A 12,531-nucleotide genomic window follows, 5' to 3' on the forward strand; every position below is an offset into this window, starting at 1 on the left:
CATTTTATTGGGGTTCATGTATTCATATTTAATCGGTACTTGATTTAAAACTTCAACAGTGACCAGAGGTTCGCGGCTGCAAAGTCCCATACAACCGGATGTAGTAACGATAACATCATTTGCGCCAGCGGTTTCAATTTCCTGAAGCAGTGTATCCATTACTTCTTTGGCACCGGAGGCAATACCGCAAGTTCCCATATGAACGGTGACTTTGACGCGACGGTCGCCATCACGCAGAGACATCTCTTTGTGTACTTTTTCCTTAATTTTTTTTAAATCATCAATAGTTAGTTTCGCCATCGGCGTTTCCTCCATTTTTATCAGCCAGAAATATTATATTAATCGTATTGACTTAAAACTTCTTTAACTTTGCCGGGTTTAAGCCGACCATGGACATCATCATCCACCACCACAACAGGACCTAATCCACAGGCGCCCAGACAACGGACGCTCTCCAGTGTAAACATACGGTCAGCAGTGGTTTCACCTTGTTTGATACCGAATTGTTTTTCCAGAGCGTCGGTTAACGCCTTGCCGCCACGGACGTAGCAGGCAGTGCCCAGGCAGACGCGAACAGTGTGCTTACCTCGCGGGGTCATGGTGAAAAATGAGTAAAAGGTCACAACGCCATAAACGCGGCTAAGTGGCAGATTCAACCCGGACGCAATTCTCTTCTGCACGGATAGGGGAATAAATTCCAAAGCAACTTGTGCCTCTTCCAATACCGGGATTAATCCGCCCGGCTTACCCTTAAATTTCTCAATAATGCCGTCTAACTTTGTTACCTGTTCAGGTGTGAACTCCTTCAACAACTCTGTGTCTTCCGATTTCATTCAATTCCTCCTCGATCTTTGGGGCAAGTTAAGCCTCAGGCTTGATTTCGCTTAAACCTTCTTCTAAAACTTCCCGGATATACGTTAATATTTCAGGATGATTAATGGGTACATCCTCGATTTCTTTACGTATTACTCTAGTATCCAATTCAAACCGCTGGTTGTTATGCCTGTATTTGTAAAAAAAATCAACATCTAAATTACCGGCAATGAGAATAATTAACGTACTGATGAGATTCCCCATAGGTTGCCTGTCCACGTGACTGAGGCAGAAGGTTGATTTAACAGCAGTTCCTTTGCCTTTCTGAGATTCAATTTGCAGACTTCCGCCGGATCTTTGGGCGGCATCGGCAAGAAGCGGGATGCCCAGACCAACGCTCCGGACAGTTTTTGTTGTATAAAATGGATCTAAAACCTTTTTTATCTCTTCTTGATTCATCCCGTGACCATCATCAATAATTTCTATGGAAAGAGAATCGTTTGCCGTATCTTCATTAATAGCGATTTCAATTAGTTTGGCGCCTGCCCGAACGGAGTTTTCGGCAATATCCAGAATATGCGCGGCCAGTTCTAACACGGCTGCTCCATAACGTAACGGCCATTTTGTTTTTTTAAAGCCATTTTTAATTCGGTAAATGTCGGTTCCCCAAGAATCATGCGCGTAAAGCCCTGTCCAATATCTTTTATGAAATGAGAGTCGGAGGAAACAATAAATGAGAATTTACTGAGTTCCGAATATTTAATTCTGGCTTGCTCAAAACCCGTGCGAGGCGTTATTTCGAGAGCGTCAAAATCCGCATGATCATCAATAAATCCAAGCTGACTCAGGACACTAAAGCTTTCCCGGTCTATGTGCGCGGCAATAGCCAGTCCCTCAAATTCATGAATACGGCCAATCAGTGTATCTAGTGATAAATCAGTCGCGCCGATCAGGAATTGATTATTGATCCCTTCCACCTCGCCAATTTCATTGACGATAGCCTGGACGCCGAAAAGGTTTTCATCATTAACTCCGGCAAGATGCTGATCAATTATGTTTTGCATTAGAGTTAGCTTGGACATGGAATCAAATATCGCCAAAAGGTGCACTTCTTCACTTGTTGTGATTTCCATGCCGGGCAGTATCTTCAACTTGCTCGCTTTGGCGGCTTTGAGTACGTAGGGAACGTTTGCTGAAGAATTATGATCGCAGATGGCAATCATATCGAGCTTGGTTTCGATAGCTTGCTGCACTAAAGCCATCGGGTGCATATCAAGCTCGGCGCAGGGTGAGAGGCAGGTGTGGACATGCAGATCGCAGTTGAAAACTTTCAGCATTGTTTTTTCCGGAAAGTGGCTGAAGGGGATTAATCTTTTTTCCCTAATAGATTATAAATTTTGCCGGTTAGCTCAAAGGCAGGCAAGTCCGAAACCATTAACGGTATTTTTTCCTGACTGGCTTTTTCCAAAGTTTCCTTTGTTGGTTGGCAGGAATTAATCAGAATAATGCCCGCGTGATCTTTCAGGCTTGCCACGGCGACAATATTCTGGTGCACCTGCCTTGTTATCCATATATAACCTTCACGGGAATTTGCGATAACATCGCTTAAAAGATCTCCCGTGTAACCTCCGGTGACATTATTTTTAAGATTCTCCGGCGCGCATCTCACATCCAAGCTCAATTCTTTGACTATTGTTTCTAAATTCATTTTAAAATTTCCACCTTCGATATCAAAACAATTGCAATATAAATAATTTTCAGCTACGGGCACTGTCTTTTTCAACTTTTTCCAGGCAACCTACGATCCCTTTAGCGTAAAGACGGCCGGCTGTTTCAAATAAAATAAATTTTGTTGTCAGTAGAGGAATTTTAAGTTCCTTGGCCAGATTAATAGTTTCAGCTGAAGGCTTTTTGCCTCTAACCAGAATGATTGCGGCAATATCGAGAATATTGGCGGTTCGGATTACCTGGCTATTGGTTAAGCCCGTCAGCAAAAGACTCCCCGTCTTGGCAAAGGCTAAAACATCGCTCATCAAATCAGCCCCAAACGCGGTCTTTATTTCCAAATCCAGATGCTCTGCACCAACAATTACATCAGCATTAAGAATTTCTTTTATTTCACTTAATTTCAATTAAATCTCCTTGTAATACCCACAAAGCAGACATTTCTTTGATATGAAAATACCCCCCATCCCCCCTTTACCAAAGGGGGGTTAAGGGGGGATTTTCATGTTTCGCTGTGCCCGTGCCGAGCGTGGGGGTTAATTGGGGTTTTTTTAACATGGTTTTGGTTTCCAAGTCAAGCCTCCTTGTTCTGCATTACATGCGGCAGCTTCCCGGCCAATGCAAAAATCTCCTGCGCGAGGCTCTGCACCCGCTGCCGGTGATCGAACAGACAGTCCATCCTAATCACCAGGCCGTTCACCACATCCTCGGCGAACGCCCGGCACGTCGGACAACCGCAAGATCCGCAGTCAATCCCCGGCAAATCCGACGTCAGGCTCTCGATCTCCTTCAATTTCCGCATCGCCTCGCGCATATCCGGGCTCAACGACGTAATCGGCCGCGACAGAATCTTCGCACCAAGGAGGTAATCTTCCTTTGGAATTTCAGACTGCACTTTCTTGAAAAACTCGATATTCTTACTTCCGATTTCCTTCGATACGAGGTCCAGCTTCAGCTTGGCCACAAACGGGTTCTCCACCATCAGCACCCCCCCCACGCAGCCGCCTACACATGCCCGGGCCTCCATGAAATGGATGTTCCTGAACCCGCCCTCCTCGATCTTCTCCAGCATCTTCGAAACGTGGTGTATCCCATCAACGGAGAGCCGGTTCGGAATATCTATCGCTTCGATCTCCCCATCGCGGCGCCCCCAACCTATCCCGATGTTTGACGCCCGCTGTATATCTGACTTTTCCACGATCCTCTCGAAATTCAATTTGACGAAATTCACCATGTCGCGGATCGCAATAACTCCCGTCACATTTGAACGGTCCATCCCGATCGGCTGCTTGATTACCGTAGCGTTGGCCGGGCAGGGCGTAATAAAGAAAACCCCGATCTCCGACGGATTGACGCCCGTCTTTTCGGCGGCCTTTCGCCTCACATAGCGCGCCGTAATCTCCATCGGTGACTGCATCGGCATGATATTTCCGACCAGTCCGGGATACTTGACCTGGATAAGCCGTACCACCGCCGGACACGCCGACGAAATTACCGGCCTCGGCAGCAGTGCGCCGAGAGAATTCAGATACTCCGTAATCGCAGCCGAAACCAGATCAGCGCCCAGTCCGACCTCCATAATCTCGTCGAAGCCCATGAACAGGAATCCCGACAGAACCTTCTCAATCTTGTATCTGCGCGAAAACTGGCTGACGAACGAGGGTGCGGGAATGGCAATCTTGTATTTGTATTTCTGGATTTCGCTGAGCTGTTCGGTCACCGCAATCATCGCGCCGTTGGGGCAGGTTCGGATGCACTCCCCGCAGTCTATGCAGCGTTCGCCTATGATAATCGCCTTGCCGTTGCGGACCCTGATCGCTTCAGTCGGACACGTTCGGATGCAATGCGTACAGCCTTTGCATTTATCATCAATAAGCCTCACAGAGTGAAAATCGCTCATACAGGACACCCACGCCTTCAGGTCAGGTATTCAGAAAAATTTTGAACTTGGTCTCGGTCCCCTTGCCAACCGTTGAATTGATCACCATCCAATCCGCCACTCGCTGAATGTTGGGCAGTCCCATCCCCGCGCCGAAGCCCATCTCGCGGATCGCCGGCGTCGCGGTCGAAAAACCCTCCAGCATCGCCTTAGCGATATCCGGGATACCGGGCCCCTTGTCAGACGCCGTAATGCTTATCTCCAGCGGATCGATTTCCAGAAGCAGCTTGCCCTCGTCAGCGTATGACGTTATATTCATCTCGGCCTCGTAACTCGCGATCGATACTCTCCTGATCACCTCGTACGCGATACCAAGCTTCTTGAGAATATTCTTTATTTTGCCGGCCGCCTCTCCGGCGCTGCTGAAATTCCCCCCGGTAACCGGAAATTCCCAGTGCATAGTCCCCATGCCGTATCACATGTCTCCTTTCGGTGGCTGGGAGTATAGGGGGGCTGTTTTTGCTTGTCAAGGGATATTTGGCATCTGTTTTACATCGAAAAGCAGGGAACACTCCTTAACCACTTTACAGCAGAAGTCATTGAAGTTATTCATAAAACTAATTTTAATGACTATATTGAATAAAACGTTCTTTATGTTTGACAAAATGGCGGGATGCAATTATAAGCAACACACGTAGAATAGGATGAGCGTATGTTTTAATATATTCAACTGGAGATGGATAATGGAAACGAAGATCTTAGTTACAATTGACGGGAAAGAAGTCGAAGCAAAGCCCGGTCAAACAATTCTCGAATGTGCTAAAGCCAATGGCATTTTTATCCCCACCCTTTGCCATTACTCCAAAACAACCAATGTAGGAGCTTGCCGGGTGTGTCTGGTAGAAGTGGAAAAAGCCAGAAGCCTCGTAGCATCTTGTTGCATGCCGTTAAGCCCGGATATGGTTATCCGCACCGATACCAAACAAGTTCGCGATGCTCAGAAGATGGTCATCGAGTTGCTCTGGTCATCAGGTGATCATAACTGTCTTACCTGCGAGCAAAACGGTCAATGTGAATTACAAGACTTGGTTTATTGGTTAAAAATTGAAAAACCCCGCTTTGATATCGAACCTCCCGGTTATTCATTGGACAAAAGCAATACGATGATTCAGCGCGATCTCAACAAATGTATCCTCTGCGGACGCTGTGTCCGCGCCTGCAACGAAATTCAAGTCAATGAGGTGCTCGATTTTTCCAATCGTGGTTCGTATGCCAAAGTAGGCCCGGCATTTGATGCAGATTATATAAATTCTACCTGCGTTTTCTGCGGCGAGTGCTTACAAGTATGCCCCACAGGAGCAATAACTTTTAAACAGGCAAAATTTGCCGGACGTCCCTGGGAACTTGCCAAAACACGCACAACCTGCACTTACTGCGGTGTCGGTTGTCAAATGGATGTCTTTACTAAAGACGATCAAATTGTCAAAATATCGGGAAATCGCGATTACGGAAAACCAAATGATGGCAGTCTTTGCGTGAAAGGCCGCTTCGGGATGGATTTCATCCAGCATCCTAACCGCCTGAAAAAACCCTTAATCCGGCGCAATAAAAATGAGGATTTAAAAGAAGCCACTTGGGATGAAGCATACACCTTCATTGCCGATAAACTTGCCTCGATTAAGAAGACAAACGGCGCCGATAGCATCGCAGGGCTTTCATCGGCGCGTTGCACCAATGAAGAAAATTACATTTTTCAAAAATTTATGCGGGCGGCAATTGGCACCAATAATGTCGATCACTGCGCCCGACTCTGACACTCTGTTACCGTGGCCGGTCTGGCCGCAGCATTCGGTAGTGGAGCAATGACAAATTCTATCGACGAATTAGAATTTACCGATTTAATTTTAGCAACAGGAACTAATACCACTGAAAACCATCCCGTTATCGGTATGAAAGTAAAACGGGCCGTGCGTCAGCAAGGGACAAAGTTAATAGTTATCGATCCCCGGGAAATTGATTTGGTCAAATACGCCGATATTTGGCTACGCCAGAAACCGGGAACTGACGTTGCGGTCCTCAATGGCCTGATGAATGTTATCATCGCGGAAGGCCTTTATGCCAAAGAATATGTGGCGGAACGTACCGAAGGATTTGAAGCTTTAAAGGCCACCGTGGAAAAATACACACCGAAATATGTGGAAAAAATTTCTGCCGTGCCTGCGGAGGATTTGAAAAAAGCGGCGCGACTATATGCCAAAGCCAACCGCGCCAGCATTATTTACGCTATGGGTCTAACCCAGCATATCAGTGGCACGGACAATGTTAAAACGATCGCTAATCTTTCCATGATTTGCGGCAATGTCGGCATAGAAGGCGGTGGGGTCAATCCTCTGCGTGGCCAAAATAACGTTCAGGGCGCCTGCGATATGGGCGGTCTTCCCAATGTTTTCCCCGCTTATCAGCCGGTGGCCAATGAAGAAGCGCGCAAAAAATTTGAAACAGCATGGAACGCGACTTTATCAGGCAAACCCGGTCTGACAATAATCGAGATGATGACTGCCGCCGGACGCGGCGATATTAAAGCCATCTATATTATGGGCGAAAACCCGCTTCTTTCCGATCCGGATCTGCACCATGTGAAAAAAGAACTCCAAAAACTTGACCTGCTTGTTGTGCAGGATATTTTCCTGACCGAAACGGCCGAGATCGCGGATGTGGTTCTACCTGCGGCCAGTTTCGCCGAAAAGGACGGCACCTTCTCCAATACTGAAAGACGCGTTCAGAGAATAAGAAAAATCGTAAACGCTCCGGGAGAAGCCAAACCGGATTGGGAAATAATCGCCGGAATCTCCACGAAAATGGGATATCCGATGAATTACTCGTCAGCAAAGGAAATTTTCGAAGAAATTGCAAAGGTCACGCCGAGTTACGCGGGAATTAGTTATGAACGTATTGAAAAAGAGGGCATCCAATGGCCTTGTCCCACGCCGGAACACCAGGGAACCAAATTTTTGCACAAAGACAGGTTTGCGCGAGGTCTCGGACTTTTTCACGCGGTTGAATATATACCGGCGGCGGAACTTCCCGATAAGGAATATCCTTTTATTCTTTCCACAGGCCGTGTGCTTTATCACTACCATACAGGCACGATGACGCGTCTGGCATCGGGATTAAACGAGCGGTGTCCTGAAAGTCTTATTGAAATCAATGAGATTGATGCCACCAAACTCGGCATAACAGAAGGACAAATGATTAAAGTAACATCGAGACGCGGCACGCTGAAGGCAAAAACACAAATAACCAGGAAAAGTGCCCAAGGAACAATATTTATGAACTTCCATTTTGCGGAGGCAGCGGTTAACCTGCTGACCAATCCGGCTTTGGACCCCATAGGCAAAATTCCTGAATATAAAGTCTGTGCGGTAAAACTGGAAGCTGCCTGATCATCGTTATTCAGGATATTGTCCAGTAAAAAATATCAGAAAAACTGAATATGCCTCTTGCAAGGGGCATATTCTTTAATGTATAGGACGTGTGTCTTTTTTGTTTTGTACATGACACGATAAAAGCCCTTTATAATTCCAATGCCAAGGTTTTTTGAAGTGTCACCAACTTAATTTAGCCTTTAAAAGGCAAGGAGGGAATGTGAATGGCAAATGAAAATTTGGAAAGTAAGCGATGGTTGATCGCTGGGGCCGCTGTTGTCATGCAGCTCTGTCTGGGCACCGTGTACGCCTGGTCTGTCTTTAAAAACCCTTTGATGAAAATGCATGGTTGGGATGGCAAGACTGTTCAGTACACCTTCATGATTCTCATGGGCATCCTTGGAACGGCTGCCGCCTTTGGCGGAACACTGGTTGACAAGAAGGGCCCCCGTTTCGTGGCCACAATTGGTGGTATTCTTTTCGGTGTCGGAACCCTGGTAGCTGGTTACGCTGATCAGGTGGGCAGTATTGCTCTTCTGTATGTTGGTTTTGGCGTGATTGGCGCCTTGGGAAATGGTTTCGGCTATGTAACCCCAATTGCCACCTTGATCCGCTGGTTTCCTGATAAACGAGGTCTGGTAACCGGTCTGGCCGTTATGGGCTTTGGCGCTGGCGCTTTTTTTATGGGAAAAATAGCTCCGATCATGATCAAGTCCTACCAGCAGATTGACCCCACCGGCAAAATAATCGCCTCCGGTGTATCCACCACTTGGTATATCTGGGGTGTGATATTCCTGATCCTTGTAACCGGAGCCGCGCAGTTTTTCAAAAATCCTCCTCAAGGATGGCTGCCCGCCGGTTTCAAGCCACCCGCAAGCACTGTTTCCGCGGCTAATTCTTTCACCTTGGGCGAAGCCGTTAAAAAGCCTCAATGGTGGATGCTCTGGTCCATGCTGTGCCTCAACGTATCCGCTGGTCTGGGCCTCATTTCCCAGCACTCTCCGCTTGCCCAGGATATTTACAAAAAGACCTATGGGTTAACTGGTGATTTAACTCCGGAACAGCTCGTCATAGTCGCCGCCGCTGGTGGTGCCATTGTGGCCTATGCAGCCATATTTAATGGTTTGGGAAGACTTTTCTGGGCGAAAATATCCGATAATATCGGTCGCAAAATGGTTTTTTTAATCATGTTCGCCACCCAGGCCATTATGTATGTACTGGTTGCCAAAGGATATGTGGCAAGCTATTATCTTTTCATGGTGGTATCTTGCTATCTCCTGGCTTGCTATGGTGGAGGATTCGCTACGATGCCTGCTTTTGCCGCTGACTCATTCGGTCCGGCTAATATTGGCAAGGTGTATGGCTTTATGCTTACCGCATGGAGCGTAGCCGGTCTCATCGGCCCCTATGTATTTGAGGCTTTCAAACCCCAGGCGCTGTTTATCGCCGCTGGTCTTCTTACTGTTGGTTTTTTCATAGCCCTGGCCTACAAACCACCGAAAGGTAAAAACAGTTAAAAGAAGCTATTTCCCCCTGTCTTAAAACAAAAGCCCCTTCAGTCTAAAAAGCTGAAGGGGCTTTTGTTTAGGCATTATGAGAAAGAAGTAGGTACACGACAGGGCAACAGAAATGGCAAACCCCTGTTTCTTGTAATTTTTGCGGCCTGAAGACCCCCTGGCCATTCGCCCTTCCGCCTGAATGACCTTATTTTTCACCGACCCAGGGCCGCGTGTTGTCAAGAAGATAATCGTCCATGTGTTCGACCATGCAGTCGGGACACAGGTGAACGAGCATCATGCCGGCAATTTGCCGGACGATCAGCAGCCTCGCCGCACCCTGACCGCATGTGAAACATCGGTCGGAGAGATCCTTGGCGTGAAATTGATAAAACTTTTCATCATCGTATTTCATGGCTGCTCCAACGAATGAAAATTAGGGGCGGGTTTCAAACCCGCCCCTACGTAAATAAATAAAAGGGAAACGGAAACAAGGCTCACTTTTTGGGAAACCCCTCTTCTGATTGAAAACGGTACTCAGAACTGCCGGAAAGGAGTTGCGGGATGCTCCATCGTTTACTCCGGCCGTACATGCGGGAGAAACTTCAGCAGAAATGTCGATCCCTGACCCTCCGTGGACGTAACCGTGATCTCTCCGCCATGCAATTCCATTATTCTTTTACAGAAGGTCAGTCCAAGACCCGACCCCCTCTGGCGCTCTTCTTTTCCTTTCACCCGGTAAAACGGTTCGAAAATAAAAGGAAGCTTGTCCGCAGGAATCCCCGTTCCCGTATCGGAAATGCGGACCGTGACATGGTAATCGTCGCTCGTCGCCGTAAGCGTGATTCCGCCATTCTCCGGGGTATATTTTGTTGCATTTCCGATGATATTGGTAAAGACCCGGAGCAGACTTTCCTGATCACCGAGGATTTCCGGAAGCTGATCCGGCAGATCCGTCTTGAGCAGAATGCCCTTTTCCTTGCAGATGGGGGCCATTTCTTCCATGCTTCGCCCGATCAATTGAATCAGGTTCAAGGGTTCCTTCTTCCAAACGAAGCTGCCCTCCCCGATCCGGCTGATGTCAAGCCAGTGCTCGACCAGGGTCTCGAGCCCCTGTATGCGGGCGCCGCACCTCTCGATGATCTCCGTCATGTCCCGGTCGAGGCGATCGCCGGCAATGGCCTTGAGCGCTTCGATGTACTGACGGATAACAACCAGCGGGGAACGCATTTCGTGGCTCACGAAAGTGATAAAGCTCTTTTCCATACGTTCCTTCTCTTGCCGCAACCGCCTCGCCTCGATTTTCAGGTTGCGATGCTCGACCGCCCGCCGGACGACCGCCCGCAACTGATCGGGGTCGAAGGGTTTCGGGAGATAATCGTAGGTCCCCTTCTGAATGGCCTCCACCGCCGAGACAATCGTCGCGTAGCCTGTGATCATGACGAGGACCGTATCCGGCACATCCCGGGAGAGGATCTCGATGATTTCCATCCCCGACATCCCCGGCATCTTGAGATCAATCAACGCAACATCCGGTTTGGCATCCCGGGCGATCTTGATCCCCTTGTCCCCCTCCCCCGCATCCAGTACGGTATAGCCGGATTTTTCCAGCGCCTGCCGGCACCCGTCCCGGATGGATGATTCGTCATCTATGATCAGAACGAGAGAGTTCGGCGAGTTCATCATGACGTCTTCTTTCCACCCAATTCCCGAGCGATGTACCGGAGCAGATCCTCCGCCTTCACGGGCTTTTGCAGGACCGCGTTGACCTTGGGAAATTCCGGCGGCGGTTCAAATGAACCGTAGGGCCCCTGAAGGTCCACGGCGCTCAGCATGAACAGCGGGGTATCCTTCCCGGTATCCATGGCACGGATCTTGGAAAGGACGGAAAACCCTTCCCCCCACGTCTCCATCATCATATCGATGATGGCCAGATCGGGGGCTACGGATTTCCACATCTCCACGCCGGTCTTGCCGTCTTCCGCCAGGAACACCTCATACCCCCCCTTCTCGAGAATCAGCTTCGTCGCAAACAGGAAATCTTTGTCATCGTCAATCAGAAGAATTCTTTTCTTTGTGGTCATGGCTTATCACCTCCTTCGTTTATTTGGATCCCCCCGCACCTCCGCAGAGGATATCGGACAGCGAATTGTGGAATCGAATCCCAGGCGCCGCTGTTTTGCCCGTCGGGACGTTCCGTGACGGGAATCCGGATACGGAATGGTACTAACCAACGGCAGCAAGGATGATGCCAGATTTCAACACATTGATATATCTAAGATATTTACGGACAAACGGGTGGCAGGCAACCAGTCGCGGGGTAAAACTCCCCATAAACGAGGAAGATAACCCCGGGCAAAGGCAGACGGCTCATTGCGGGGACTCCACTGTGATACCGTAATTGCGCATCTTGATCCTGAGCGTCTTCCGGTCGATGCCGAGGAATTTTGCCGTCGTATTGATCTGAAATTGAAAATGGCGCAGGGCCTTGATGATATGCTCCTTTTCCACATCGATCAGGGTCATTCTGCCCGAGGAGGCGTCCACGACAGGAGCCTTGGCCCACTCGCTTTGTCCGTAATAGAAGATCTCCGAAGGGTTGACGACCTCCTGATCGCACAGCACGCAGAGACGTTCGATGGTATTCTTCAGCTCACGAACGTTTCCGGGCCAGCGATAGGAAACAAGAGATTTCTTCGCCTCCTCGGAGAGGCGGCGCACCTTGCTTTCGTGCTTAGCGACATACACATCCAGGTAATGCTGGGCGATGGGCAGGATATCAGCCTTGTGTTCCCGCAGGGGTCTGATATGGATCGGGACGACAGAGATTCGGTAGAACAGATCCTCCCGGAACCGGCCGGCTTCTATTTCCGTTCGGACATCCCGGTTGGATGCCGCAATCAGGCGGACATCCACCTTCTCGGGCGCCGATTTACCGACCCGGGGGACCTCCTGTTCCTGGATTACCCGCAGCAGTTTCGCCTGGATGTTGAGGCTGATGTTGGAGATCTCGTCGAGGAAGAGGGTTCCCCGGTCGGCCATCTGAAACCGCCCCTCCCGGGACTCGGTCGCCCCGCTGAATGCCCCCTTCACATGGCCGAAGAGTTCGCTCTCCATGAGGTTTTCGACCAGGGACGAGCAATCCACCGGGACGAAAGGTCTGTCCGCCCTTCGGCTCAGGTTGTGGATGGTG

14 protein-coding genes are annotated in these 12,531 nt (G+C 49.0%); 2 read left to right on the forward strand and 12 right to left on the reverse strand.

What is annotated here, in order from left to right; translation table 11 throughout:
• From NT140_10365 to NT140_10400, 8 genes are all read right to left on the reverse strand, one after another.
• A partial coding sequence (locus NT140_10365) for a (2Fe-2S) ferredoxin domain-containing protein (GenBank protein ID MCX5832266.1) occupies positions 1-300 on the reverse strand: 300 nt, incomplete at its 3' end.
• A gap of 38 nt (positions 301-338) precedes the next feature.
• Positions 339-833: an NAD(P)H-dependent oxidoreductase subunit E gene (locus NT140_10370; GenBank protein ID MCX5832267.1), complete on the reverse strand. Its 495-nt coding sequence runs from the start codon at positions 831-833 to the stop codon at positions 339-341.
• Positions 834-861: 28 nt separating this feature from the next.
• A complete protein-coding gene (locus NT140_10375) occupies positions 862-1,410 on the reverse strand; it encodes an ATP-binding protein (protein MCX5832268.1) in 549 nt (182 codons plus the stop codon).
• Entirely contained in the window at positions 1,404-2,150 is a 747-nt protein-coding gene (locus NT140_10380) for a PHP domain-containing protein (GenBank protein MCX5832269.1), read from the reverse strand. Before NT140_10380 ends, NT140_10375 begins: the two co-directional genes overlap by 7 nt.
• Before the next feature lie 29 nt (positions 2,151-2,179).
• On the reverse strand, positions 2,180-2,596 hold the full coding sequence (locus tag NT140_10385) for a serine kinase (protein MCX5832270.1): 417 nt from the start codon (positions 2,594-2,596) through the stop codon (positions 2,180-2,182).
• On the reverse strand, positions 2,571-2,945 hold the full coding sequence (locus NT140_10390; GenBank protein ID MCX5832271.1) for a DRTGG domain-containing protein: 375 nt from the start codon (positions 2,943-2,945) through the stop codon (positions 2,571-2,573). The genes NT140_10385 and NT140_10390 overlap by 26 nt, the downstream gene beginning before the upstream one ends.
• A gap of 167 nt (positions 2,946-3,112) precedes the next feature.
• Positions 3,113-4,438: a 4Fe-4S dicluster domain-containing protein gene (locus tag NT140_10395; protein ID MCX5832272.1), complete on the reverse strand. Its 1,326-nt coding sequence runs from the start codon at positions 4,436-4,438 to the stop codon at positions 3,113-3,115.
• A gap of 22 nt (positions 4,439-4,460) precedes the next feature.
• Entirely contained in the window at positions 4,461-4,877 is a 417-nt protein-coding gene (locus NT140_10400) for an ATP-binding protein (GenBank protein ID MCX5832273.1), read from the reverse strand.
• A 283-nt stretch (positions 4,878-5,160) separates the two neighbouring features.
• On the opposite strand from NT140_10400, the gene fdhF reads away from it, so the two are divergent.
• Positions 5,161-7,860: a formate dehydrogenase subunit alpha gene (gene fdhF / locus NT140_10405; GenBank protein ID MCX5832274.1), complete on the forward strand. Its 2,700-nt coding sequence runs from the start codon at positions 5,161-5,163 to the stop codon at positions 7,858-7,860.
• Positions 7,861-8,066: 206 nt separating this feature from the next.
• Entirely contained in the window at positions 8,067-9,359 is a 1,293-nt protein-coding gene (locus NT140_10410; protein MCX5832275.1) for an OFA family MFS transporter, read from the forward strand.
• Between the two features lie 187 nt (positions 9,360-9,546).
• Here the strand turns inward: NT140_10410 and NT140_10415 are convergent, their stop codons facing one another.
• From NT140_10415 to NT140_10430, 4 genes are all read right to left on the reverse strand, one after another.
• Positions 9,547-9,753 carry a hypothetical protein gene (locus tag NT140_10415; GenBank protein MCX5832276.1) on the reverse strand — a complete coding sequence of 69 codons (207 nt, stop codon included), beginning with the start codon at positions 9,751-9,753 and terminating at the stop codon, positions 9,547-9,549.
• Positions 9,754-9,914: 161 nt separating this feature from the next.
• Positions 9,915-11,024 carry a hybrid sensor histidine kinase/response regulator gene (locus tag NT140_10420; GenBank protein ID MCX5832277.1) on the reverse strand — a complete coding sequence of 370 codons (1,110 nt, stop codon included), beginning with the start codon at positions 11,022-11,024 and terminating at the stop codon, positions 9,915-9,917.
• On the reverse strand, positions 11,021-11,422 hold the full coding sequence (locus NT140_10425; protein MCX5832278.1) for a response regulator: 402 nt from the start codon (positions 11,420-11,422) through the stop codon (positions 11,021-11,023). The genes NT140_10420 and NT140_10425 overlap by 4 nt, the downstream gene beginning before the upstream one ends.
• A 286-nt stretch (positions 11,423-11,708) precedes the next feature.
• A partial coding sequence (locus NT140_10430) for a sigma-54 dependent transcriptional regulator (GenBank protein MCX5832279.1) occupies positions 11,709-12,531 on the reverse strand: 823 nt, incomplete at its 5' end.

It is taken from the genome of Deltaproteobacteria bacterium, assembly GCA_026388415.1.
In the GTDB taxonomy this organism is placed as follows: Bacteria; Desulfobacterota; Syntrophia; order Syntrophales; family JACQWR01; genus JAPLJV01.